Below are 22,707 nucleotides of genomic sequence, written 5' to 3' on the forward strand. Positions count from 1 at the left end.
AATGGACCTTTGCCCACCCAAATACCGCCTATAGGTGGTATGCCGACACCTACAAGCAAGCACAAGCGGAGGAAAACTGCAAAAATGTGACAACTGTCGCCCGCAAAATCGAGAAGAATCCGGCGAGGCGACCTGTATTTCATAGCAGATAGGGACTTGGTTGCGTTAATTTTTCGTGAGGTCGACGGCGGCGCTTCACGGCGGGGCATGTTCAGGAAACGGTAGCCGTGTGCCTAGGCTTGCTTTAAAAGCGTGCTTTCCCACCGACCCATGAGGCTGACGATGGCAATGAGAGCCGACGACCTGATCGACCGCCGCCGCTTGCGCCGCAAGGTGACTTTCTGGCGCGTGGTCGCGTTTCTGGTTCTGGCGGCCGCGGTGATCGCGTTCTCGACCTGGGTCTATGACGATAATTTTACCGGCCGTGCGGTCCCGCACATCGCCAAGGTCAAGATCGAAGGCACCATCACTGAGGACGAGGACCTGCTCAAAAGGCTGGAAGCGATCCGCAAGTCGCCGGAGGTGAAGGGCGTCATCCTGTCGATCGATTCGCCCGGAGGCACGACGGTCGGTGGCGAGTCGACTTTCGAAGCCGTGCGCAAGCTTGCCGGCGACAAGCCGGTGGTGGCCGAGGTCGGCACGCTGGCGGCGTCGGCCGGCTACATGATCGCCAGCGCGGCCGACCATATCGTCGCCCGCAAGACCTCGATCGTCGGCTCGATCGGCGTGCTGATCCAATACCCCGATGTCAGCGGTCTCATGGACAAGCTCGGCATCAAGCTGGAGGAAGTGAAATCGTCGCCGCTCAAGGCCTCGCCCTCGCCCTTCAAGCCGACCAATGACGACGAGCGGGCCATGGTGCGCAAGCTGATCCTCGACAGTTACGACTGGTTCGTCGGCATCGTCGCGGACCGCCGCAAGATGACGCATGAGCAGGCGCTGGCGCTGGCCGACGGTTCGATCTTCACCGGCCGCCAGGCCTTGGCCAACCATCTGGTCGACGCCGTCGGCGGCGAGCAGGAGGCGATAGACTGGCTGGCGACGAAGGGCGTGGATGCCAAGCTCAAGATCGTCGAGTGGAAGGACAAGGACAGGCGTGGCGGTTTCCTGTTCTCCCAGTCGATGGCAAAACTGGCGGCCAAGGCGCTCGGCCTGCCGGATGCCGGCGGCGATGTCATTCACGAGCTCGGCGCCGACCGCTTGTTTCTTGACGGTCTCGTTTCGGTCTGGCACCCTTGACATCTCGCTAGGACGAGCCAAAAAAGCAATAAAATCATCCTGATAATCGACTGCAGTGGTTTTACGGGGAACGTTCTATGATCAAATCCGAGCTTGTGCAGATCATTGCCGCGCGCAACCCGCACCTTTTCCTGCGCGACGTCGAAAACATCGTCGGCGCGATCTTTGACGAGATCACCGACGCGCTTGCCGAGGGCAACCGGGTCGAGCTGCGCGGTTTCGGCGCCTTTTCGGTGAAGAACCGCCCCGCCCGCACCGGCCGCAACCCGCGCACGGGCGAATCCGTCGAGGTCGAGGAAAAGTGGGTGCCGTTCTTCAAGACCGGCAAGGAGTTGCGCGAAAGGCTGAACGGCGGCAAATAGGCGCCGCGTTGGCGGGTTGAGAGGGCATCTTGGCGCTTAAAGCATGTCTCCCGAGAGTGGAGGCCGGTTTCGGGAGCGTTTCACCGTTTCCGCGAAACGGTGAAATGCTTTAGAAAGCTTCCCTCCATGGAGATCTGATGTTCAATCGCTTCATCCTCGTCGTGGTCTTCGTGCCGCTGGCAATCATCCTGATCGCGCTCGCCGTTGCCAATCGCGGCGCCGTCGCCTTCACGCTCGATCCGTTCCATCCCGGCAATCCCGCGCTGACGCTGAACCTGCCGCTCTTCATCTTCCTGTTCCTTGCCTTGGCCGTCGGCATGATCATCGGCAGCATGGCGACCTGGGTGAAGCAGGGGCGCTACCGCAAGCTCGCGCGCCAGCGCGGTCTGGAAGCCGAAAACCTGCGCCAGGCGGTGAGCCGCCCGCCGGCGGCGCCCAAGGGGCCGGCGCTGCCCAAGCCCACGAACTGAGCAACGCCCTACGGAGCCTCCGATGCTGCATATTTCGGCCGAAGAGGTCGACCGCGCGCTGACCTTTCCCGGCCTTGTCGAGACATTGCGCACCGCTTTCCGCGAAGGCGCCGTGCAGCCGGTTCGCCACCATCATGGTGTCGAGCGGCCGGACGGTGCGGCCTCGACCCTGCTTTTGATGCCGGCCTGGACCGACTTCAACGCCGCAGGCACCTCGGCGGGAGGCCATATCGGCGTCAAGATCGTCACCGTGTCGCCGGACAACAACACAAAAGGCAAGCCGGCGGTGATGGGCCTCTATCTTTTGCTCGACGGCGTCACCGGCGAGCCGCAGGCGCTGATCGACGGCCAGCGGCTGACGCAGTGGCGCACGACCTGCGCGTCCGCGCTCGCCGCCTCCTATCTCGCGCGCAAGGATGCCTCGCGGCTTCTGGTGATCGGCGCCGGCGCGCTGTCGCCATTCCTCGCCAAGGCGCATTCGGCGGTAAGACCGATCACCTCCATCCGCATCTGGAACCGGACGCCCGCCAATGCCGAAAAGGTGGCCGCCGCCCTGCGCGCCGAAGGCTTTCCGGCCAATGCCGCCGGCGATCTGGACGCGGAGCTTGCCGAGGCCGATATCGTCGCCTCCGCGACCATCTCGAACACGCCGCTCGTCAAGGGCGTGCTGCTGAAGCCGGGCGCCCATGTCGATCTCGTCGGCGGCTTTACCCCGACGATGCGCGAAAGCGACGACGACGCGATCAAGCGCGCCCGCGTCTATGTCGACACCCGCGCCGGCGCCACCAAGGAAGCCGGCGACATCGTCCAGCCGCTGGCCTCGGGCCTGCTGAAGCCGGAAGCGATCGTCGCCGACCTGCACGAGCTTGCCCGCGGCGAGAAGCAGGGCCGGCAAACCGACAGCGAGATCACGCTGTTCAAGTCGGTCGGCGCGGCGCTTGAAGACCTCGCCGCCGGCATCGCCGTCTACAAGGCGCTCAGTGCAAGGCAGTAGGGGAATAGGGCAGTAAGGCAGTATGTGAACTGCCGGGAACGACGTGCCCTACTGCCCTACTGCCCTACTGCCCTACTGCCCTACTGCCCTACTGCCCTACTGCCCATTCGGCCAATAAACCCGCAGGCGATGATTGTCCGGATCGAGCGCCACGAAGGTGCGGCCGAAATCGAGATCGGTTGGGGTCTGCAGAATCTCGAGGCCCCTTCCAGCCCAATCCGCATGGGTGGCGTCGACCGCGGCCGCATCATCGACCGCGATCACGAGCTCGCCGCCACCGCCTGTTGCCGCCGCTGCCGGCTCGACCGTGTGGCGCGACCAGAGGCCGAGCTTGAAACCTTTGTCGAGCACGAACATGACGAAGGTCGGCGAGGATTCGACCGGCTCGCGTCCGAGCAACCTGGCGTAGAAAGCGCCGCTGTTTTCGGGGTTGTCGACATAGAGGATGACGAAATTCGGCGTGGTCATATCTGATCTCCAAAGCTGTCTGAACCTTGGAGACCATACGAGGGCATGCTGTCAGATTCTGGCAGCAGCGATCAGCCGGAAGGGTCTTTCGCGCCGTTCTGGCCGGGCGCGTCAAGGCCCGCCCGCCATTCCTTCAGCATCGCCTGGCGGCGTCGCGGATAACGGATGGCGGTCGCTGTCAGGCCGGAGATCCGGTCGGTGCGGAAATGCCGGAAATCCTGGCGCGTTTCGCACCACGCCACCATCACCCGCACCTTGTCGAAGAAGGCGAGCGCGAACGGCCAGACCAGCCGCTTCGACGCCGCTCCACCGGCGTCACGATAAAGGAAGCCAAGTTTATGCTCGTCGCGGATTGCCTGCCGCACGATGCCCAGGTCGATCGCTTCGGCATTTTCCGAGCGCGGCCCGACGAGCAGCGTCGTGGCGTCGAGATCGTCGCGCAGGTCATCCGGCAGCACCGCGGCGATCTTGGCCAGCGCATCCATCGCGGCGGCCGCCAGCCTTTTGTCGGGCTGCTTTGCCACCCAGCGCGAGCCGAGCACGATCGCCTCGATCTCCTCGTCGGTGAACATCAGCGGCGGCAGCATGAAGCCGGGCTTCAGCACATAGCCGAGCCCTGCCTCGCCCTCGATCGGCGCGCCCTGCCCCTGCAGCGTCGCGATGTCGCGATAGAGGGTGCGGATCGACACGCCCATCTCGTCCGCGAGCGTGCGGCCGCTCACCGGCCGGCGATGGCGGCGCAGGATCTGGATCAGGTCGAGCAGGCGTTCCGAACGGGACATGAATCGCTAACCGGCGTGCCGGACAATAGGGCTGGCCCGCGCATCACGGCAAGCATTCCGGTGCCGCGGAACGCCTGCGCCCCGTTGCCGTTGTCTGCCCAATGGAGATGCGCGGAATTCTGTTGTTCTGGTCGGTGCTGACCGTTTTCGTCGCGGCGCTCAGCCTCGGACCGTCCTTTGCCCATGTGCTGGAATCGCCGCCCAGGCTGACGAGATGGTCGCCGGCGCTGTGGCGAGAGGCGACCGTCTTCAACGGCCAGTTCCTGCTTTTTGCCGTGATCGGAGCGCCGCTCGATATCGCTGCGATCCTCTGTCCCGCGCTTCTCGCCTGGATGCTGCGTGGGCAAGCCACGGCCTTCCGCTTTGCGCTCGTGGCTACATTGCTCTATGCGGCCGCGCTGGCGCTCTGGTTCGGCCTCGTCAAACCGGCGAACGACATCCTCGCGACCTGGACGCCGGGGCCAATTCCGGAAAACTTCGAAGCCGTCCGGCTGCGTTGGGAAACCGGCCACATGGCGGTGACCGCGGCGAAGGCGCTCGGCTTCATTTCGCTTTGTTCCGGCCTGCTCGGCGTCCGGCATGGATGATGACCCCACCATTGAGTGAGCCTGCTTTGTTGCGCCAAAGGGGGCTGGTGTGGCAGAAGCGGGCCGAACCGCCGGAGATGATCCTTCTTGAAATCTTTTCGCGACAAACGCCGCGATGGCCGCCCGCATCCCGCAAGGACGGAACAGCCCCGCTTGCGTGAGACGTTGCCGGCCGCACGGCAGCAGGCCACGCCCGCCGAGCGCCGCGAAACGAGACCTGCGGACCGGCAGGAGGCCAAGCCGGCGCCGCGCGTGCTTGCGCGCCGCGAGGGCGCCTTGCCCGCCGAGCGCCTGCCGCTGATCCTCGAAGTCGCGCCCAACGCCGATTACGCTTTGCTGGACAGCGGCGCGGGCGAAAAGCTCGAGCAATACGGCCCCTACCGCATCGTGCGCCCCGAGGGCCAGGCGATTTGGCAGCGCGCCCTTCCGGCGAAGGAATGGGAGCGCGCCGACGCCATCTTCACCGGCGACACCGACGAGGAAGGCATCGGCCGCTGGCGCTTTCCGAAGACGCCGCTCGGCGAGACTTGGCCGATGAAGCATGACGGCATCGACTATCTCGGCCGTTTCACGTCCTTCCGCCATGTCGGCGTCTTCCCCGAACAGGCTTCGCATTGGGACCATATGGCCGGACTGATCGCGGCGGCGAAGCGCCCGGTCAAGGTGCTGAACCTCTTCGGCTATACGGGCCTTGCCTCGCTGGTGGCGGCCCGCGCCGGCGCCGAGGTCACCCATGTGGACGCCTCGAAGAAGGCGATCGGCTGGGCGCGCGAGAACCAGGAAATGGCCGGCCTTGCCGACAAGCCGATCCGCTGGATCGTCGAGGACGCGGTGAAATTCGCCGAGCGCGAGGAGCGCCGCGGCAGCCGCTACGATATCGTGCTGTTCGACCCGCCGGCCTATGGCCGCGGCCCCAAGGGCGAGGTCTGGCAATTGTTCGAGGACCTGCCGGGCCTGACCGACCTCTGCCGCTCGATCCTGACGCCGAAACCGCTGGCGGTCGTTCTCACCGCCTATTCGATCCGCGCGTCCTTCTTCGCCATCCATGCGCTGATGCGCGATACCTTCGCCGGCATGGGCGGCACGGTCGAATCCGGCGAACTGATCATCCGCGAGAAGTCGGCCGGCCGCGCTTTGTCGACCTCGCTGTTCTCGCGCTGGGTGGCTTGAATGAACTCACATGACGGCGCCCGCCCTGTCGGGCAGGTCAAGGAAGTCACCAGCCTTGCCAATCCGCTGGTCAAGGAAATCAAGGCGCTGGCGCTGAAGAAATTCCGCGACCAGCAGAACGCCTTCATGGCCGAGGGCCTGAAGCTCGTCATCGACGCGCTCGACCTCGGCTGGTCGATCAGGACCCTGGTTTTCGCCAAGGCCGGACGCGGCAACGCCGCGGTCGAGAAGGTCGCCGCGCGGACCGTCGCCGCAGGCGGCACGGTGCTCGAAGTCTCGGAAAAGGTGCTGGCGGCCATCACCCGACGCGAAAACCCGCAAATGGTGGTCGGCGTCTTCGCGCAGCAGACCGTGCCGCTGAAGGACATCCGCGCCAGGGACGGCGACGTCTGGGTCGCGCTCGACCGCGTCCGCGATCCCGGCAATCTCGGCACCGTGATCCGCACCGTCGACGCCGTCGGCGCCAGGGGCGTCATCCTGGTCGGCGACACCACGGATCCGTTCTCGCTGGAGACGGTGCGCGCCACCATGGGCTCGATCTTCGCCGTGCCGGTCGCCAGGGCGACGGAGCAGGCCTTCCTCGCCTGGCGGCGCGACTTTTCGGGTCTTGTCGTCGGCACGCACCTCAAGGGCGCGGTCGACTATCGCTCAGTCGACTTCACCAGGGGGCCGGTTCTGCTGCTGATGGGCAACGAGCAGCAAGGACTCCCCGACAGCCTTGCCGAAAGCTGCGACCGGTTGCTGAGAATCCCGCAGGCCGGCCGCGCCGACTCGCTCAACCTGGCGGTCGCCACCGGCGTGATGCTGTTCGAGATAAGGCGCGGCGCGTTGAAGCTCGACCCCGCCAACGACAGCCGATGAGGACTCCCAAGTGAAATCCTGGTCCCCTTATGTCGTGCTGATCGTCATCGCCATTGCGCTCGACCAGTGGATCAAGCAACTGGTCGAGAACGGGCTCGCCTTTCAGGAGAAGGTCGATCTCCTGCCCTTCCTGGCGCTGTTCCGCACCTACAACACCGGCATCGCCTTCTCGATGTTCCAGTCCTTCGGCGACACCGGCCTGGTGATCATCGCCGTGCTGGTCGTGGCCTTCGTGCTCTATCTCGCCACGCGCACGCCAGCCGGCCATGTCGTCGCCCGCATCGGCTTTGCCCTCATCATCGGCGGCGCGCTCGGCAACCTCATCGACCGCGCCGTCTACGGCCACGTCATCGACTACATCCTGTTCCACACGCCCGTCTGGTCCTTCGCGGTGTTCAACCTCGCTGACGCCTTCATCTCGGTCGGCGCGGCGCTTGTCGTCTTCGACGAGCTGATCGGCTGGCGGCGGGAAGCCAAGTCCGAGGATCTCGGCAATTGACCTGACGCGGTTGAAACCGCAGACTTCCGAGCAATTCCAGGAAAAGTGTGCAGCGGTTTTCCGTCCGGAATTGCTTAAACGTAAAGCTCAGAACCGAGGAGAAAACCATGACCGATACCTTCAAAGCCATCCTCGTTTCGCGCGATGCGGACAAGAAGCAGTCCATCGATGTCGTCGACCTCGCCGAGGCCGATTTGATGGAAGGCGACGTAACCGTCGCCGTCGAGGCGACGACGGTGAACTACAAGGACGGGCTCGCCATCACCGGCAAGGCGCCGGTCGTGCGCCGCTGGCCGCTGGTTCCAGGCATCGATTTCGCGGGCACCGTGATCTCCTCCTCGCATGCGGACTGGCGCAAGGGCGATAAGGTCATCCTCAACGGCTGGGGCGTCGGCGAGACGCATTACGGCGCCTATGCCGGCCGCGCCCGCGTCAACGGCGACTGGCTGGTGCCGTTGCCCGAGGGCATGAGCGCGCATGACGCGATGGCCGTCGGTACCGCTGGCTACACGGCCATGCTTTCCGTCATGGCGCTGGAGCGTCACGGCATCGTGCCGGACCGCGGTCCGGTGGTGGTGACGGGTGCGGCCGGCGGCGTCGGCTCGGTTGCGATCTCGATCCTGTCCAGCCTCGGCTACCATGTCATCGCCTCGACCGGCCGCAACGCCGAGAGCCCCTATCTGATCGCCCTCGGCGCGGCCGAAGTGATCTCGCGCGAGGAGCTCAGCCAGCCGGCGAAGCCGCTCGCCAAGGAGCGCTGGGCCGGCGGCGTCGACTCGGTCGGCAGCCACACCCTGGCCAATGTGCTGTCGATGACCTCCTATGGCGGCGCGATCGCCGCTTGCGGCCTGGCCGGCGGCATGGACCTGCCGGGAAGCGTCGCCCCCTTCATCCTGCGCGGCGTCTCGCTGCTCGGCATCGATTCGGTGATGGCGCCGAAGGCGGTCCGCCTGGAGGCATGGCGCCGCATCGGCGCCGACCTCGACCTGAAGAAGCTGTCGACATTGTCGCGCACGATCGGTTTCGACGGCATCGTCGCCGCCGCGCGCGACATCGTCGAAGGCAAGATCCGCGGCCGCGTCGTCGTCGATATGTAGCCGGAGGCCGCGGTTTCGCCGAAGCGGCCGGAATCCGTGCAATCGCTAAAATTCGAACGATCCCTCCCAATCTTCCATAATCTCTGTCTGGCATGGTCCGCGCATGGTCGCGGACTCCGACATCAGACAGGACAGCAAAGCCGCGGGCGCTGACAGGCTCATCGCCGATGCGCCGACGCGGCAGGTGCTCGTCGCGCCGCCGCTGGCCCCTGAATTGCCCGCGGCGAGCCGCGAAGGCCTGCCGTTCCTGACGATCGTCGCCATTGCCGTCATGGCGGGGCTCGCGCACCTCACCGGAGCGCCGCTCATCGTGACCGCCGGCCTCGCCGCCGCGGCCCTTGCCGGCCTGGCCATGCATCTGCGCAGCCGTCGCGACGAGCGTCGCACCGCGGCACTTCTCGACGAGACCGCCGCCCGCAGCCGCGCCGAGATCGAGACCCTCGCCGACCGCATGTGGGAAATGCAGGAGAGCGAGGAGCGCTTCCGCGGCCTGATCGACGCGCTTGGCGACCTCGTCGTCCATCGCGACCGCGATGGCCATATCGTTTATGCCAACAGCGTCTTTGCCTCGCTTGTCGGCGTCGACGCGCGCGACCTTGCCGGCAAGACCTTGTCCGAGCTCGGCATCGATGTCGGCGTCGTCCCCGACGCCGCCTTCTCCGATCATGAATGCCTGAGCTCCACCGATGTCGCGATCCGCACCCCGAACGGACCGCGCTGGTTCTCCTGGATCGAACTGTCGGTGCGCGACAAGGACACCGGCGCCGTCTCGCACCGGGCCATCGCCCGCGACATCACCGCCCGCAAGCGCGCCGAATCCTCGCTGATCACCGCGCGCGAGCGGGCCGAATATGCGAGCCAGGCCAAGTCGCGCTTCCTCGCCACCGTCAGCCATGAGATCCGCACGCCGATGAACGGCATCATGGGCATGGCGAAGCTGCTTGCCGATACCGACCTGTCGCCCGAGCAGCGCACCTATGTGGGCGCCGTTTCCACCTCGGCCAGCGCGCTGCTCGCGCTCATCGAGGACCTGCTCGACTATTCCAAGATCGAGGCCGGCCGCTTCGAGCCCGAGCCGCAGCCGACCTCGCTGCGCGAAATCGCCGACAACATCATCGAGCTTCTGGCCGCAAAGGCTTTCGCCAAGAACATCGGCCTTGGCTGCCATGTCGAACCCGACGTGCCGCAGATGATCACGGCCGACCCCGGCCGCGTGCGCCAGGTGCTACTCAACCTCATCGGCAACGCGGTGAAGTTCACCGACGCGGGCGGCGTGCTGCTCACCGTGGCGCGCGCCCGCACCGAAACCACCGACCGTATCTGCTTCACCGTAGCCGACACCGGCCCGGGCCTGCGAGAAGAGGATATGGAGCGCATCTTCGAGGAGTTCGAGCAGTCCGACGGCACCTCGACCAGGGTGCACGGCGGCGCGGGTCTCGGGCTCGCCATCTCGAAGCGGCTGGCCACCGCGATGGGCGGCACGATCTCGGTATCGAGCCGGCTCGGCGAAGGGTCCGAATTCGTCCTCGAGCTTCCAGCGGTCTCCGCGACCGAGCCGCCGCCGCATCGCCACAACATACTTGCCGACCGGCGGGCGGTGATCGTGTCGAAAAACGCAACCGAGGCCGATGCCATCGCCCGCACGATCCGGGCCCATGGCGGCATCGTCGAGATCGCGGCGACACCAGGCCAGGCCGCCCCCTTCGCTGCCGGCTGCAACGTGCTCCTCATCGACGCCGCGCTCGAAAGCAGCGACGGCAGGCTGCTCAAGCGGCTGCGCGAGTCGGGCTTTGTCGACTGCGAGGCCGTCACCCTGATCGCGCCGACCGATCGCGGCATGCTTGGCGAATTCCGCGCCAGCGGCTACGCCACCTTCCTCGCCAGACCCGTGCGCGGCGAGACCCTGCTGCGGGTGCTGTTGACCAGCCATGGCTCCATGCTCGTCCAGCCGCGGCCGAAGCCGCGCGCGGCTTCCTCGCGCAAGCGCGATCAGGGCCTGTCGGTGCTGATCGCGGAAGACAATGACATCAACGCCATGCTCGCCCGCGCCACGCTGCTCAAGGCCGGGCATCGCGTCAAGATCGTCGGCAACGGCAAGGCCGCGGTCGATGCCGTTACCGATGCCGGCCTCAAGTTCCGCTTCGACGTGGTGCTGATGGACCTGCACATGCCCGTCATGGACGGCCTGGATGCGATCGCCGCCATCCGTCGCCATGAGGAGTCGCTCGCCATGCCGCCGATCCCGATCATGGTGCTTTCGGCCGACAGCCAGGAAAAGACCCGGCATGCCGTGCTCGCCCATGGCGCCAGCGGTTTCGTGACCAAGCCGCTCGACCCCGAGGCGCTCGTCCAGGCCGTCGAGGGCCAGGTTGCGGCTTAACGCATGTCGCCCAGAAGTGTGCAGCGGTTCTGGGACAACGACATGCATCAAAACAAAGGCTTAAAGCGCGTCGCCTGAATGCGGCTCAGCGCGACGCGCTTTAAGGAAATTTTTGTGCCTTGAACGCCTTGGCTTGCTTGGCTTTCGCAGCCACAAGATAGCCGGTTGAGGTTATTGCCCAGCCGACAAAGTATTGCCCGCCACGTCGTATCACGGTACTGTCACAATCCTGTTGCACCTACACCGTATCCCCGTGCCAAGAGGGATGGCTCGAAGGAGAATCACTCGTGCATACAGTCATGCCTGAATGTGACACTCGGCCGAACGCCGGCGGCGCCCTGCTCGCCGCCCGTAGCGCCGATGCCGTCGCAAGCGGTGCTCCGCTGGGCCGGATCGGCAACCTCGAAGTGCGGCTCGCCCGCAACGAGGCAGAGATCGCCGCCGCCCAGGAAGTCCGCTATCGGGTATTTTATGACGAGCTTGGCGCGAGGAAGGACCTGTTCCAGGCGCAGGACCGGCGCGATGCCGACCGTTTCGACCCGCTCTGCGATCACCTTCTCGTGTTGGATACGTCCCTTCCCGGTCCCGAGCATCGCCGCATCGTCGGCACCTACCGCCTGTTGCGGCAGGAGATCGCCACGGCCGCCGGCGGCTTCTATTCCGAGGGCGAGTTCGAGCTCACCAAGCTGATCGCGCGGCATCCCGGCCAGCGTTTCCTCGAGCTCGGCCGCTCCTGCGTTCTGCCGGAATACCGCTCCAAGCGCACCATCGAGGCGCTCTGGCAGGGCATCTGGGCCTATATCAACCATTACGGCATCGGCGTGATGACCGGCTGCGCCTCTTTCCATGGCATCGTGCCGGCGGCGCATGCCGAGGCACTGACCTATCTCGCTCATCATTGCCGCACCAATTCCGCCTGGGATGTACGCGCGGTTCCGGGACGCTACTGCTCCATGGACCTGATGCCGATCGAGGCGGTGAACACCAAGGCGGCGATCGCCGCCATGCCGCCGCTGGTCAAGGGCTACCTGCGCGTCGGCGCCCGCATCGGCGACGGCTGCGTCATCGACCACGAATTCTCGACTGTCGACGTCTTCGTCGTCATGCCGGTCAAGGAGATCGGCGCCCGCTACGTCAACTACTATGGCGGTGAAGGGCAGCGCTTCGCGGCATAAGGCAGTAGGCAGTAGGCAGTAGGCAGTAGGCAGTAGGAGAACTGCTACGATTCGTGCTGTTACGACTATTGCCTAGTCCCTAATTCCTATTCCCTCTCTTCATGGAATATCCTCGGGCCTTCGCCCCGGCCGACTCCGATAGGCGGGAAACGACCAGCCGAATCTGAGCGCGCCGCCTCGGACCAGGAACGCAGCCGCAAAGCCGAGCAGGCTGGACGCCAGCGCCGGCAGGCCGGCCAGATCGCCGAGGGTGAAGATGGTGGCGCCGGCAAGGGCGGCGGTGACATAGATCTCGGGCCTGAGCAGCACCGAGGGCTCGCCGGCAAGCAGGTCGCGCAGGATGCCGCCGAAGGTTGCCGTCAGCACGCCCATGACGACCGACACGACGGGAGAGCCGGTGATCGCCAGCCCCTTCGCCGCGCCCATCACCGAGAACGCGGCAAGGCCGACGGCGTCGAGCCAGAGCAGGAGCTTGTAGCGGGATTCGAAGCGGTGGGCGCTGAAGAAGACCAGCACCGCGACGACGGCGCAGATCAGCACATAGCCGCTGTTGGCGATCCAGAACACCGGCAGGTTGAGGATGACGTCGCGCAGCGTCCCGCCACCGATGCCGGTGACGCTGGCCAGGAACAGGAAGCCGATGATGTCGAGCTCTTTGCGCGATGCCGCAAGCGCGCCCGTCGCCGCAAAGACGGCGACGCCGGCATAGTCGAGCAACGCGATGGGATTCAAGGACATAAGGGAGTAGGGCAGTAAGGGAATAGGGGAATAGGGCAATAGCATAGAACCGCGTGAAAGTACGGTTCCCTTCCCCTACTCCCTTACTGCCCTACTCCCTTACTGCCCTACTCCCTTACTCCCTAATTATGCATCCTTCTCGGCTTGCTCGTTCACCGGGCCCGGCTCGACCTTCGCCTCGGCGGCCGCCTTCGGGCCGCCCTTGGCGACGCCGACCATCGCCGGCCGCAGCACGCGCTCGCCGATCGAATAGCCCGGCTGAACCACCTGCACGACGGTGCCGGCCGGAACCTCCGGGTTGGGCACCTCGAACATCGCCTGGTGGAAGTTCGGATCGAATTTCTCGCCTTCGGGCGCGAGCTTCTTCACGCCGTGGCGCTCCAGCGCCGAAAGCATGGCGCGTTCGGTGAGATCGACACCTTCGATCAGCGCCTTGAAGCCAGCGTCGCCGCCGGCCTTCGCCTCGGCTGGGATCGCGTCAAGCGCGCGGCGCAGATTGTCGGACACCGACAGCATGTCGCGCGCGAAATTGGCGACCGCATAGGCGCGGGCGTCCTGCACGTCGCGGGCGGTGCGACGCCGCAGATTCTCCATCTCGGCCGCCGCGCGCAGCGCACGATCCTTCAGTTCCTCGTTTTCCTTCAGCAGCCGCACCAGCGCTTCGTAATCGCCGTCGACGCCACCTTCCGCACGCTCGCCGGAAGCCTGGGTGGCTTCCATATCTTCGGGCGTGCGTTCGTCTTTTGCCTGGTCGCTCATCGCGTTTCCCGTCATTCGGATTGGTGTGGATTTGCGCCCGATATCGAGGTTTGGAGGGCAAAAATCAAGGGGTAAGCGCGGACCGAGGATGCCCGGCCATCGTTCCAAGTTAATTCAAATTTTACCCTATCACGCGGCTTTGCTTGCCCTCGAATGCCGTTGCGGGAACCATAGACGGGCTGGAGGAGTTTCGAAGCCGACACAGGATTTTGGGACATGAGCGGCAACCACGGCAACAGGCGCGCTGAGCTGGCCAACGACATCAGGCGGCAGGCCGGCAGCGAGGCGACGAAGCGCTTTCTGCGCAGCTTGCCGGCATTTCGCCTGGAAACGGAGATGCCCCGGCGGCTGAGCGACCTGCTGGACCGCCTCGACGAGGCCGAAGCGGAGAATGCGGGCGACGGGTGGCCTTCGATAGCCGCCCGCCGCAATTAGAGCAGTTCCGAGAAAAGTGTGTAGCAGTTTTCCGTTTGGAATTGCGCAAAAACAAGCTCAAGCCGCCTTCCGGTCGTCGCGCATCAGCGCTTCGCCGTGGCGGATTTCAGTGCCGAGCACTTTCAGGCATTCCCGCATGAAAGCGGCGAGGCCCGGCCAGCCCTTGGCTGAAACCAGATTGCCGTCGACATGGGCGCCGGTCGGGGCAACATCGATATAGGTCCCGCCGGCAAGCGTCACCTCAGGCTCGCAATAATGCAGCGCCGCCACTTCCTTGCCGCGCACAACGCCGTCAACCGCGATCAGGATCTGCACGCCGTGGCAGATGGTGAAGATCGGCTTGCCGGTCTCATGGAAATGCCTGACCAGCGCCTGGACGCGCTTGTCGATGCGAATATATTCCGGTCCGCGCCCGCCCGCCGCGTAGACCGCGTCGTAATCGGCAGGGTTCACCTCGGCGAAAGTCTTGTTGAGGATGTAGTCGTGGCCAAGCTTTTCCGTATAGGTCTGGTGACCCTCGAAGTCGTGCAATGAGGTCTTGAGCACGTCGCCCGCCTTCTTGTCGGGACACACGACATGGACGGTGTGACCCACCGCGTGCATGGCCTGTTCAAAGACGAAAATCTCGTATTCCTCGCTGAACTCGCCAACGAGCATCAATATTTTCTTGCCCGCCATGCTCTTTCCTCCCTTAGCTGGCTATTATTTTCGCGGTCCGAAATAACAAACCTATCCTAAGGGCAGGCCGGCCGAAGGGGAAGTCTGAATCGCCAATGTGGTCTGACCAGAACTATGCTATGTTCGTCCCAGCACTGTTCTGAGCAGATTCGGTCGCCACAATACGCAGCGCTGGTCGGACCAGCACAATGCCCGTGCGCTTGAAATGCAGCGTCAGCTAGGGCGCTTGCGCCGCCAGGAATATTTCGGTCCCTTGGGTTCCGCCTCCACGGCCGGCTGATAGTACACCGGCAAGCCGCCGGTCTTGCCTTCCTCGAGGCGCTTCAACAGCACCGGATTGGAGACCTCGAACTCGTCGAAGCCGAGCCGCAGCATATGCGGAAGCTGGTCGACCAGCACCTGACCGGTGGCGCGCATGGCGCCCTTGAAGTGGTATCGGGCCCGTAGCAATTCGCCCTTGGAGAAGGAGCGGCCGTCATTGAAGGCTGGGAAGGCGAGCGCCACCAGCGACAACTGATCCAGCATGCCGGTTATCTTGTCGAGCTCGTCGCCGGGCTGCAGCAGCACCCCGAGACGCTCCTTGGCTGACTTGCGAACGTCTTCATCCAGCCCGAGAAAAGCCTGCAGCGGCAGGATGAAACGGCCGTTGCCGGCAAGCGCCTCGGCGCTTTCGGCGTGCGTCCACTCGTCCTCGCGAAAACCGTCCGGAGTCCAGAGGCGGGTCCCCGCTGTCGTCGATCCAGTCATCAAAATTCCTAAAATCCTAGAGATTCCGAGGATATGCCGAGATTCAGGTCAGGCCGCGCCGAAAATGGTGGCTTCCGAGAACCGGAGCGGAACGTACTTGAAGTACGTGAGCACCGGAAGCGCGGGAAGTCGCCATTTGCAGGCCGGCCTCACCTGAATCTCGGCGTATCCTAAAGCGAGGCGTCGGTCAGCGACTTTTCCAGGCCCGACAAGTGAATGCCGCACTCGGTCTTGGCGTGCCCGGCCCAGCGGCCGCTGCGCGCGTCCTCGCCCGGCTGCACCGGCTGCGTGCAGGGAAAGCAGCCGATCGAGAGATAGCCATAGGCGACCAGCGGATTTTCGCGCAGCGCGTGCGCGCGCATGTAGTCAGCCTGGTCCGAGGTCGTCCAGTGCGCCAGCGGGTTGATGCGGATGCGCGAGCCGACCGCCTCGAAGACGGGCAGTGCCGCGCGCGTCGAGGCCTGGAAGCGCTTGCGTCCGGTGAACCAGGCTCGGAAGGGCTCGACGCCGCGCGCCAGCGGCTCGACCTTGCGCACGTTGCAGCAGGCGTCGGTGTCGGTCTCGTGCAGCCTGCCGGTCGGGTCGACGCGTTCGAGCGCAGCCTCCTCCGGCTTGATCACTCTTATATCGGTCAGACCGAAATCGGCCACCAGCGCGTCGCGATAGCCGAGCGTCTCCTCGAAATGCTTACCGGTGTCGAGGAAGATCACCGGCAGCGAACGGTCGATCTCCGAAATCATGTGCAGCAGCACCGCCGAATCCGCGCCGAAGGACGACACGGCGGCGACCTCGCCGCGGAACAGATCGCGCGCCGCGCGCTCGATGATCTCGATCGGCTTCAGATGGCCGTGCAGCGCGTCCAGCCCCGCCGCTTCCGCGGCGACGCCCGTCTCGACGCTGCCGGTGCGATCAAGCGGCCTTGGTTTCGCCAGCATAGAGTGCCTCCTTGAACGGCGCGGGACCGACACGGCGGTAGGCGTCGATAAAACGTTCGTCGGGATTGAGCCGAAGGCCGAGATAGGTGTCGACGATCTGCTCGATGGCATCGGTGATCTCTTCCGAGGAGAAGCCGCGGCCGATGATCTCGCCCACGGATGTGTTCTCATCGGCGGAGCCGCCAAGCGTCACCTGGTAGAGCTCGGTACCCTTCTTCTCGACGCCCAGGATGCCGATATGGCCGACATGGTGGTGGCCGCAGGCATTGATGCAGCCGGAGATCTTCAGCTTCAATTCGCCGATTTCGCGCTGTCGCTCGAGCGAAGCGAAGCGACGCGAGATTTCCTGCGCCACCGGAATGGAGCGCGCGGTGGCCAGCGAGCAATAATCGAGGCCCGGGCAGGAGATGATGTCGCTGATCAGGTTGGAATTGGCGGTCGCGAGCCCGATCTCGACCAGAGCGTCATAGACCGCCTTGAGATCGGCACGCGCCACATGCGGCAGGATCAGGTTCTGCTCGTGGCTGACGCGCAGCTCGTCGAAGGCGTATTTCTCGGCGATGTCGGCAACCGCTTCCATCTGGCTGTCGGTGACGTCGCCTGGCACCTCGCCAATGCCCTTGAGCGAGATCGTCACCGCCGCATAATCGGGATGGCGATGCGTCACGACATTCTGGTCGAGCCATTCCGAAAAACTCTTGGAATCGAGCCGCGCCTGCTTGACGAGAGCATCGCCTTCCGGCCGGGCCGACAGCGCCGGCGGCGCGAAATAGGCGTTGATGGCCGCGATATCGGCCTCCGGCAGCTTCAGCTCGGTGTCCTTGAGCTCCTGCCATTCGGCCTCGATCTGCCGTGCGATCTCCTCGACGCCGGTCTCGTGCACCAGGATCTTGATGCGCGCCTTGTACTTGTTGTCGCGGCGGCCGTAGAGGTTGTACACGCGCAGGATCGCCGTGCAGTAGGACAGCAACTCGGCTTCCGGCAGGAAGTCGCGGATCTTCTTGGCGATCATCGGCGTGCGGCCCAGACCGCCGCCGACATAGACGGCAAAACCCAACTCGCCGGCCGCGTTCTTCTTCAGGTGCAGGCCGATGTCATGCGCCTGGATGGCGGCCCGGTCGCGCTCGGCCCCCGTCACCGCGATCTTGAACTTGCGCGGCAGGTACGAAAACTCCGGATGAACCGAGGACCATTGCCGCAGGATTTCCGCATAGGGACGCGGATCGGCGACCTCGTCGGCGGCCGCCCCGGCGAAATGGTCGGCGGTGACGTTGCGGATGCAGTTGCCGCTGGTCTGGATGCAATGCATCTCGACGCTGGCGAGGTCGGCCAGGATCGCCGGAACGTCAGCCAGCGCCGGCCAGTGGAACTGGAGGTTCTGGCGCGTGGTGAAATGGCCGTAGCCCTTGTCGTATTTGCGCGCGATATGGGCGAGCATTCGCATTTGCCGGCTGTTCAGCGTGCCGTAAGGCACCGCGATGCGCAGCATATAGGCATGCAGTTGCAGATAGACGCCGTTCATCAGCCTGAGCGGCCGGAACTGGTCCTCGGTGATCTCGCCGGCAAGCCGGCGCTTCACCTGGTCGCTGAACTCGGCCACCCGGGCCTGTACGAAATCGTGGTCGAACTCGTCGTAACGGTACATGCTTCGTCTTTCCGGGCGAGTCTGCCCGCTGCCTTCCTTGGATTTAAGCGGCTCGTGCCGCGTGGCGGCTCGCTTGCTTGCCGAGATCCGGGTGAATGGTCGGGCCCGCGGCGCGGATCTTCTCGCGCAGCCGCACCGGTTCGACCAAACCATCGACAATGGTGACGTCGATCACATTGACGTCCAGGACTTCATTGTTGGCGGCGGCCGCGGCGCCGATCGCTTCCAGTCGGTCCTCCGCCGCCTTGTCATGCGCGACATCGGCATGATCGACGGTCTCCGCCCAGCCGCCATCGGCGTACCAGACGGCGATGCCGTCGGAGAGCCTGTTCGCGGTCAGTACCTTCATTGCTCGACTCCTTCGGCGACGGCGGAAGCCGCGCCCTCATGCCCGGTATCTTCACATCTGTGTGCCGCGAGCGGCTCGGATCGTTCGAAATTGGCGCCGGCGACGGCATCGCCGATGATCGTCATCACCGGGCCGGTGAGGTCGCCGCGCGCCTCCAGCGAAGGCAGATCGGCCAGCGTGCCATGGAAACGGCGGCGGGTGCCGAGGCTGGCGTTCTCGACGGCGGCGACGGCGGTGTCCGGCGACAGCCCGGCTTCGATCAGCCGGCCGGCGACTTCGGCAGCGACCGAACGGCCCATATAGACGGCGACCGTCGCGCCGGAGATGGCAAGCTTTGCCCAGTCGGGTAGCGAGTTGCCCTTGAGGTCGTGGCCGGTGGTGAACACCATCGAGGACGAAACACCGCGCAGCGTCAGCGGCAGTTCGAAATCGGCGGCGGCGGCGAAGGCGGCGGTCACGCCCGGGACCACCTCATAGGCGATGCCGGCCTCGCGCAGCGCCGCCATTTCCTCGCCGGCGCGTCCAAACACCAGCGGGTCGCCGGACTTCAGCCGCACCACCCGCTTGCCGGCGCGGCCAAGCTCGATGAGGAGCGCGTTGATCTCTTCCTGGCTCTTGGAATGGCAGCCCTTGCGTTTTCCGACCGGCAGGCGCTCGGCATCGCGGCGGCCCATGGCGACGATCGTCTCCGGCACCAGCGCGTCATAGACGATCGCGTCGGCCTCCATCAGCAGGCGGTGGGCGCGCAAGGTCAGAAGATCCTCCGCACCCGGACCGGCGCCGACCAGCGCGATATGTCCGCCGGCCGGAGCATCCCGGGCCAAAAGCTCGAGCGCTGCGCCATGCGCCTCGGCGAGTTCGCCGGCTTCGATGGCCTTGGCCGGCGCGCCGGCGAAGAAATCGCTCCAGAAGCGGCGGCGGCGATTGCCCTTCGGCAGCTTCTCGGCTGCGGCGCGAAACGATGCGGCAAGCGCCGCCAGCCGGCCGAGCGATGGCGACAGCATGCGATCGATGCGCCCGCGCAGCATCTGCGCCAGGACGGGTCCGGCGCCCTCGGTGCCGATGGCGATCGCCACCGGCGCCCTGTTGACCAGCGCCGGCGTGAAGAAATCGCAAAGCTCAGGCCGATCCACCGCGTTGACCGGGATGCCAAGCCGGCGCGCGTCGTCGGCTACACGGCGATCGAGCGCCCCGTCGCCGCTCGCGGCGAACACCAGGGCCGCCCCTTGGAGATGCGCGGCCTCATAGGCCGCGTCGATGTGAGCGGCGCCGGTCGACGCGATGAAATCCAACAGGCCGCTGCCGGCATGGTCGGCAATGATGCGCAGCACCGCGCTCGACTGCGAGAGCAGCCTGGCCTTGGCAAGCGCTTCCTCGCCATTGCCGACGATGGCTACGGCTTCGCCGTCGACCCGCATGAAGACGGGAAAGGCATTGAGCTTGACATTGGTTGGCGACATGGCGACGAGCAATACTGGAACAGTCTGGCAGTTTTACGCGGGCTGGCCAAAAACCAGAAGGCAAGCACTCGCGCGCCGCCGAACCGCAGGCAATCGCTTTTTCGCAGCCGCGAAAGGCAAGAGAAAAAAATTCTACTTTAAGAATGAGACGGTCAGAGCGGCGTGAGGAATTGCCTTGATCCGACGCAATTTTTAGCATCGCATCGAGAAAGCGGCAAAACAGTTTTTTCTAAATTCTACTAACTTAGTAGATTAAAGACGACCTTGCCGCCCGGCGCCTAGTCTTTGCCTGGCTGGAGCGGTCGAAGGCGCACCACCAGATCGGAACCATCATGCTCCGCGGCTCGTTTGCCTAGCGATCATCCTGTCGATCCCGAGCGCCGTCGATCGACAGCAATGCAAGCAAGGAGAAAGGCCATGAGCGTCAAGCTGAAGCACGGATTGTGGGTCGTCGTGGCCGATGGCGAGAAGGCGCTCTTCCTGCGCAACCAGGGCGACAGCAAGTTCCCGAATCTGGAAGTGGTGCAGGAGATGGAACAGGAGAACCCCGCGACGCGCGAGCAAGGCACGGACAAGCCGGGCCGCCAGAGCAACGAAGGTCCCCGCAGCGCCGTCGAAGAAACCGATTGGCACCGTCTCGGCAAGGAGCGCTTCGCTGTCGAGATCGCCGATCGGCTCTACAAGCTTGCGCATCGCGGCGCGTTCGACGCGATTGTGCTGATCGCGCCGCCACAGGTGCTCGGCGAGATGCGCCAGAAACTGCACAAGGAAGTCAGCGAGAGGGTGCAGGCCGAAATTCCCAAGACGCTCACCAACCATACCGTTACCGACATCGAGACCCTTCTGCAGGCGGCATAAACCGGCGGAAGCCAAGCAGCTTCGGGGCCAAATCGAGTCTGCGAAAACCGTCCCCTTGTCGGCAGACCGCCGATTTTCCGGTCCGCGCGCTGCCTCATCGTCGATTTCTGCGCGGCGGTGGTTGCATCGTCGCCGCTCCCTCCACCATATTGCCGAAGGCGACAGCCTCGGCGGGCGCCCATCCGACATCGTGAATTTTCGAAAGGCGCTCCATAGACAATGCCGCATGACACGCCCCTTATCGCCACCATCGTCGCCGGTCTGGGGCTTGCATTCGTCTTCGGGGCGTTAGCCAACCGTTTCCGCATCCCGCCGCTCGTCGGCTATCTTGTCGCCGGCGTCCTGGTCGGTCCGAACACGCCGGGCTTCGTGGCCGACGCCAGCCTCGCCAACGAGCTTGCGGAGATCGGCGTCATCCTTTTGATGTTCGGCGTCGGCCTGCATTTTTCGTTGAAGGACCTTCTGTCTGTCCGCGCCATCGCCGTGCCGGGCGCCGTTGTGCAGATCAGCTTCGCCACGCTGCTTGGCGTCGGGCTTGCCTGGCTGCTCGGCTGGTCGCTTGGGGCCGGCCTGGTCTTCGGCCTGGCGCTTTCGGTCGCCTCGACCGTGGTGCTTTTGCGCGCCATGCAGGAGCGGCGGCTGATCGAGACCGAGCGCGGCCGCATCGCCGTCGGCTGGCTGATCGTGGAGGATCTGGCCATGGTGCTGGCGCTGGTGCTGTTGCCGGCCCTCGCGGGCGTGCTTGGCGGCCAGCCGCAGGTCGAAGACCATGCGAGCCTGCTTTCGTTGCCCGCCAGCTACGGCATATGGGGCGTCGTCGGCGCAACATTCGCAAAGGTCGCCGCTTTCGTCGTCGTCATGCTGGTGGTCGGCCGCAGGGTCATCCCGTGGATCCTGCACTACGTCGCCCATACCGGCTCGCGCGAATTGTTCCGGCTCTCGGTGCTGGCGATCGCGCTCGGCGTCGCCTTCGGCGCGGCGAAGCTGTTCGGCGTCTCGCTGGCGCTCGGCGCCTTCTTCGCCGGCATGATCATGAGCGAATCCGAGCTCAGCCACCGCGCGGCGGAAGAATCGCTGCCGCTGCGCGACGCCTTCTCGGTGCTGTTCTTCGTCTCGGTCGGCATGCTGTTCGACCCGCTCAGCCTGATCAGCAACGGCCTGCCGATCCTCGCCACATTAGCGATCATCATTATCGGCAAGTCGATCGCGGCTTTCGTCATCGTGGTCGCCTTCCGCTATCCGATCGCGACCGCGCTGATGATTTCGGCGAGCCTTGCCCAGATCGGCGAATTCTCCTTCATCCTGGCCGAGCTCGGCGTCGGCCTGAAACTGCTGCCCGAACAGGGCCGCGACCTCATCCTGGCCGGCGCGATCCTGTCGATCCTGCTCAATCCGCTGATGTTCCTCGTCGTCGACTGGATGAAGCCCTGGCTGGAAAAGCGCGCCGGCAAGACGGCCACTCCCGAGGAGACAAAACCGATCGGCCCGGCGACCGAGCCCGGCCAGGTCGCTTCGGTCCAGGCAGCTCCGGCAAAGGAGGACGGCCCGCCGCCCAGGACCGCGCTTGCCGGCCATTCCATCCTGATCGGTTATGGCCGCGTCGGCAGCCTTGTGGGCGCGGCGTTGAAGGAAGCCGCCCTGCCCTTCCTGGTGATCGAGGACGCCGACAAGACGCTGGCGAAGCTGCGCGACGACGGCGTCGAGACCGTCGCCGGCAATGCCGCCAATGCGGATGTCTTCGCGGCCGCCAATCCGGAGGGCGCGAAACGGCTGATCCTCGCCATCCCCAATGCCTTCGAGGCAGGGCAGGTTGTGCTCAGGGCCCGCGCGGCCAATCCGGCGATCAACGTCATTGCCCGCGCTCATTCCGACGCAGAGGTCGAGCACCTGAAAGGGTTGGGCGCCGACACCGTGATCATGGGCGAGCGCGAGATCGCGAGGGGGATTGTCGAGGTGGTGACCGGCAAAAACACCGGTCCGGCCGAGCTTGCCACGGGGGTCGATCCGCAGCCCGCCTGA

24 protein-coding genes are annotated in these 22,707 nt (G+C 65.1%); 14 read left to right on the forward strand and 10 right to left on the reverse strand.

Translation table 11 applies throughout. The features are described 5' to 3' along the window. Positions 1 to 282: 282 nt before the first annotated feature. The 4 genes from sppA to MJ8_RS27690 all read left to right on the forward strand — a co-directional run bounded on the left by sppA (position 283) and on the right by MJ8_RS27690 (position 3,065). Positions 283 to 1,239 carry a signal peptide peptidase SppA gene (sppA, locus tag MJ8_RS27675; RefSeq protein WP_201411778.1) on the forward strand — a complete coding sequence of 319 codons (957 nt, stop codon included), beginning with the start codon at positions 283 to 285 and terminating at the stop codon, positions 1,237 to 1,239. A 77-nt stretch (positions 1,240 to 1,316) separates the two neighbouring features. Next, positions 1,317 to 1,601: an integration host factor subunit beta gene (locus MJ8_RS27680; protein WP_027165368.1), complete on the forward strand. Its 285-nt coding sequence runs from the start codon at positions 1,317 to 1,319 to the stop codon at positions 1,599 to 1,601. A gap of 137 nt (positions 1,602 to 1,738) precedes the next feature. Beyond that, positions 1,739 to 2,071 (forward strand): DUF1049 domain-containing protein, encoded by a 333-nt coding sequence (locus MJ8_RS27685; RefSeq protein WP_201411779.1) that lies wholly within the window; start codon positions 1,739 to 1,741, stop codon positions 2,069 to 2,071. Positions 2,072 to 2,093: 22 nt separating this feature from the next. After that, positions 2,094 to 3,065, forward strand: coding sequence for an ornithine cyclodeaminase family protein (locus MJ8_RS27690; RefSeq protein WP_201411780.1), 972 nt, complete (start codon positions 2,094 to 2,096; stop codon positions 3,063 to 3,065). 96 nt (positions 3,066 to 3,161) lie between these two features. Here the strand turns inward: MJ8_RS27690 and MJ8_RS27695 are convergent, their stop codons facing one another. Together MJ8_RS27695 and MJ8_RS27700 are read right to left on the reverse strand one after the other, a co-directional pair. After that, positions 3,162 to 3,533, reverse strand: a complete 372-nt coding sequence (locus MJ8_RS27695) for a VOC family protein (protein WP_201411781.1) — start codon at positions 3,531 to 3,533, stop codon at positions 3,162 to 3,164. A gap of 71 nt (positions 3,534 to 3,604) precedes the next feature. Then, positions 3,605 to 4,315 (reverse strand): helix-turn-helix transcriptional regulator, encoded by a 711-nt coding sequence (locus tag MJ8_RS27700; protein WP_201411782.1) that lies wholly within the window; start codon positions 4,313 to 4,315, stop codon positions 3,605 to 3,607. Positions 4,316 to 4,416: 101 nt separating this feature from the next. Here MJ8_RS27700 and MJ8_RS27705 point away from each other — a divergent pair, with 101 nt between their 5' ends. The 7 genes from MJ8_RS27705 (at position 4,417) to MJ8_RS27735 (ending at position 12,084) form a co-directional block, all read left to right on the forward strand. Further along, the gene (locus tag MJ8_RS27705; RefSeq protein WP_201411783.1) at positions 4,417 to 4,902 is read left to right on the forward strand and encodes a DUF1772 domain-containing protein; all 486 of its coding nucleotides are present in this window, start codon (positions 4,417 to 4,419) and stop codon (positions 4,900 to 4,902) included. 87 nt (positions 4,903 to 4,989) lie between these two features. Beyond that, entirely contained in the window at positions 4,990 to 6,072 is a 1,083-nt protein-coding gene (locus MJ8_RS27710) for a class I SAM-dependent rRNA methyltransferase (RefSeq protein ID WP_201411784.1), read from the forward strand. Next, entirely contained in the window at positions 6,073 to 6,933 is an 861-nt protein-coding gene (locus tag MJ8_RS27715) for a TrmH family RNA methyltransferase (RefSeq protein ID WP_201411785.1), read from the forward strand. 10 nt (positions 6,934 to 6,943) lie between these two features. After that, positions 6,944 to 7,432, forward strand: a complete 489-nt coding sequence (gene lspA, locus MJ8_RS27720; protein WP_201411786.1) for a signal peptidase II — start codon at positions 6,944 to 6,946, stop codon at positions 7,430 to 7,432. 107 nt (positions 7,433 to 7,539) lie between these two features. After that, positions 7,540 to 8,529, forward strand: a complete 990-nt coding sequence (locus tag MJ8_RS27725; RefSeq protein WP_201411787.1) for an MDR family oxidoreductase — start codon at positions 7,540 to 7,542, stop codon at positions 8,527 to 8,529. Between the two features lie 103 nt (positions 8,530 to 8,632). Further along, positions 8,633 to 10,909, forward strand: a complete 2,277-nt coding sequence (locus tag MJ8_RS27730) for a PAS domain-containing sensor histidine kinase (RefSeq protein WP_201411788.1) — start codon at positions 8,633 to 8,635, stop codon at positions 10,907 to 10,909. A gap of 299 nt (positions 10,910 to 11,208) precedes the next feature. Then, on the forward strand, positions 11,209 to 12,084 hold the full coding sequence (locus MJ8_RS27735) for a GNAT family N-acetyltransferase (protein WP_201411789.1): 876 nt from the start codon (positions 11,209 to 11,211) through the stop codon (positions 12,082 to 12,084). A gap of 99 nt (positions 12,085 to 12,183) precedes the next feature. On the opposite strand, the gene MJ8_RS27740 is transcribed toward MJ8_RS27735, so the two are convergent. Together MJ8_RS27740 and grpE are read right to left on the reverse strand one after the other, a co-directional pair. Continuing rightward, positions 12,184 to 12,816 (reverse strand): trimeric intracellular cation channel family protein, encoded by a 633-nt coding sequence (locus MJ8_RS27740; RefSeq protein ID WP_201415607.1) that lies wholly within the window; start codon positions 12,814 to 12,816, stop codon positions 12,184 to 12,186. A 132-nt stretch (positions 12,817 to 12,948) separates the two neighbouring features. Continuing rightward, the gene (gene grpE / locus MJ8_RS27745) at positions 12,949 to 13,581 is read right to left on the reverse strand and encodes a nucleotide exchange factor GrpE (RefSeq protein ID WP_201411790.1); all 633 of its coding nucleotides are present in this window, start codon (positions 13,579 to 13,581) and stop codon (positions 12,949 to 12,951) included. A 216-nt stretch (positions 13,582 to 13,797) separates the two neighbouring features. Here grpE and MJ8_RS27750 point away from each other — a divergent pair, with 216 nt between their 5' ends. Further along, on the forward strand, positions 13,798 to 14,016 hold the full coding sequence (locus tag MJ8_RS27750; RefSeq protein ID WP_201411791.1) for a hypothetical protein: 219 nt from the start codon (positions 13,798 to 13,800) through the stop codon (positions 14,014 to 14,016). Between the two features lie 57 nt (positions 14,017 to 14,073). On the opposite strand, the gene MJ8_RS27755 is transcribed toward MJ8_RS27750, so the two are convergent. The 6 genes from MJ8_RS27755 to cysG all read right to left on the reverse strand — a co-directional run bounded on the left by MJ8_RS27755 (position 14,074) and on the right by cysG (position 19,830). Beyond that, on the reverse strand, positions 14,074 to 14,694 hold the full coding sequence (locus MJ8_RS27755) for a DJ-1/PfpI family protein (protein ID WP_140747164.1): 621 nt from the start codon (positions 14,692 to 14,694) through the stop codon (positions 14,074 to 14,076). Between the two features lie 213 nt (positions 14,695 to 14,907). Next, complete coding sequence (locus MJ8_RS27760; protein WP_201411792.1) at positions 14,908 to 15,441, reverse strand: DUF934 domain-containing protein; 534 nt, start codon at positions 15,439 to 15,441, stop codon at positions 14,908 to 14,910. Positions 15,442 to 15,611: 170 nt separating this feature from the next. Then, a complete protein-coding gene (locus tag MJ8_RS27765) occupies positions 15,612 to 16,376 on the reverse strand; it encodes a phosphoadenylyl-sulfate reductase (RefSeq protein ID WP_041007847.1) in 765 nt (254 codons plus the stop codon). Beyond that, positions 16,351 to 18,021 (reverse strand): nitrite/sulfite reductase, encoded by a 1,671-nt coding sequence (locus tag MJ8_RS27770; RefSeq protein WP_201411793.1) that lies wholly within the window; start codon positions 18,019 to 18,021, stop codon positions 16,351 to 16,353. The genes MJ8_RS27765 and MJ8_RS27770 overlap by 26 nt, the downstream gene beginning before the upstream one ends. 43 nt (positions 18,022 to 18,064) lie before the next feature. Beyond that, a complete protein-coding gene (locus MJ8_RS27775; RefSeq protein WP_201411794.1) occupies positions 18,065 to 18,370 on the reverse strand; it encodes a DUF2849 domain-containing protein in 306 nt (101 codons plus the stop codon). Beyond that, positions 18,367 to 19,830, reverse strand: a complete 1,464-nt coding sequence (cysG, locus tag MJ8_RS27780) for a siroheme synthase CysG (protein ID WP_201411795.1) — start codon at positions 19,828 to 19,830, stop codon at positions 18,367 to 18,369. The genes MJ8_RS27775 and cysG overlap by 4 nt, the downstream gene beginning before the upstream one ends. Positions 19,831 to 20,247: 417 nt before the next feature. Between cysG and MJ8_RS27785 the strand changes: the two genes are divergently transcribed. Then, a complete protein-coding gene (locus MJ8_RS27785) occupies positions 20,248 to 20,688 on the forward strand; it encodes a host attachment family protein (protein WP_201411796.1) in 441 nt (146 codons plus the stop codon). A 219-nt stretch (positions 20,689 to 20,907) separates the two neighbouring features. Continuing rightward, entirely contained in the window at positions 20,908 to 22,707 is a 1,800-nt protein-coding gene (gene ybaL, locus MJ8_RS27790) for a YbaL family putative K(+) efflux transporter (RefSeq protein ID WP_201411797.1), read from the forward strand.

Origin of the sequence: Mesorhizobium sp. J8 (genome assembly GCF_016591715.1) — a bacterium.
Classification (GTDB): Bacteria; Pseudomonadota; Alphaproteobacteria; order Rhizobiales; family Rhizobiaceae; genus Mesorhizobium.

Excerpts from the sequence above, each read along its gene's own strand:
- MJ8_RS27700 (WP_201411782.1), bottom strand. The coding sequence starts at position 4,315 with ATGTCCCGTTCGGAACGCCTGCTCGACCTGATCCAGATCCTGCGCCGC.
- grpE (WP_201411790.1), bottom strand. The coding sequence starts at position 13,581 with ATGAGCGACCAGGCAAAAGACGAACGCACGCCCGAAGATATGGAAGCC.
- MJ8_RS27755 (WP_140747164.1), bottom strand. The coding sequence starts at position 14,694 with ATGGCGGGCAAGAAAATATTGATGCTCGTTGGCGAGTTCAGCGAGGAA.
- MJ8_RS27715 (WP_201411785.1), top strand. The coding sequence starts at position 6,073 with ATGAACTCACATGACGGCGCCCGCCCTGTCGGGCAGGTCAAGGAAGTC.
- MJ8_RS27770 (WP_201411793.1), bottom strand. The coding sequence starts at position 18,021 with ATGTACCGTTACGACGAGTTCGACCACGATTTCGTACAGGCCCGGGTG.
- MJ8_RS27705 (WP_201411783.1), top strand. The coding sequence starts at position 4,417 with ATGGAGATGCGCGGAATTCTGTTGTTCTGGTCGGTGCTGACCGTTTTC.
- MJ8_RS27730 (WP_201411788.1), top strand. The coding sequence starts at position 8,633 with ATGGTCGCGGACTCCGACATCAGACAGGACAGCAAAGCCGCGGGCGCT.
- cysG (WP_201411795.1), bottom strand. The coding sequence starts at position 19,830 with ATGTCGCCAACCAATGTCAAGCTCAATGCCTTTCCCGTCTTCATGCGG.
- MJ8_RS27775 (WP_201411794.1), bottom strand. The coding sequence starts at position 18,370 with ATGAAGGTACTGACCGCGAACAGGCTCTCCGACGGCATCGCCGTCTGG.
- MJ8_RS27690 (WP_201411780.1), top strand. The coding sequence starts at position 2,094 with ATGCTGCATATTTCGGCCGAAGAGGTCGACCGCGCGCTGACCTTTCCC.
- MJ8_RS27695 (WP_201411781.1), bottom strand. The coding sequence starts at position 3,533 with ATGACCACGCCGAATTTCGTCATCCTCTATGTCGACAACCCCGAAAAC.
- MJ8_RS27750 (WP_201411791.1), top strand. The coding sequence starts at position 13,798 with ATGAGCGGCAACCACGGCAACAGGCGCGCTGAGCTGGCCAACGACATC.
- MJ8_RS27735 (WP_201411789.1), top strand. The coding sequence starts at position 11,209 with ATGCCTGAATGTGACACTCGGCCGAACGCCGGCGGCGCCCTGCTCGCC.
- MJ8_RS27685 (WP_201411779.1), top strand. The coding sequence starts at position 1,739 with ATGTTCAATCGCTTCATCCTCGTCGTGGTCTTCGTGCCGCTGGCAATC.
- MJ8_RS27680 (WP_027165368.1), top strand. The coding sequence starts at position 1,317 with ATGATCAAATCCGAGCTTGTGCAGATCATTGCCGCGCGCAACCCGCAC.
- MJ8_RS27785 (WP_201411796.1), top strand. The coding sequence starts at position 20,248 with ATGAGCGTCAAGCTGAAGCACGGATTGTGGGTCGTCGTGGCCGATGGC.
- ybaL (WP_201411797.1), top strand. The coding sequence starts at position 20,908 with ATGCCGCATGACACGCCCCTTATCGCCACCATCGTCGCCGGTCTGGGG.
- MJ8_RS27765 (WP_041007847.1), bottom strand. The coding sequence starts at position 16,376 with ATGCTGGCGAAACCAAGGCCGCTTGATCGCACCGGCAGCGTCGAGACG.
- sppA (WP_201411778.1), top strand. The coding sequence starts at position 283 with ATGGCAATGAGAGCCGACGACCTGATCGACCGCCGCCGCTTGCGCCGC.
- MJ8_RS27725 (WP_201411787.1), top strand. The coding sequence starts at position 7,540 with ATGACCGATACCTTCAAAGCCATCCTCGTTTCGCGCGATGCGGACAAG.
- MJ8_RS27760 (WP_201411792.1), bottom strand. The coding sequence starts at position 15,441 with ATGACTGGATCGACGACAGCGGGGACCCGCCTCTGGACTCCGGACGGT.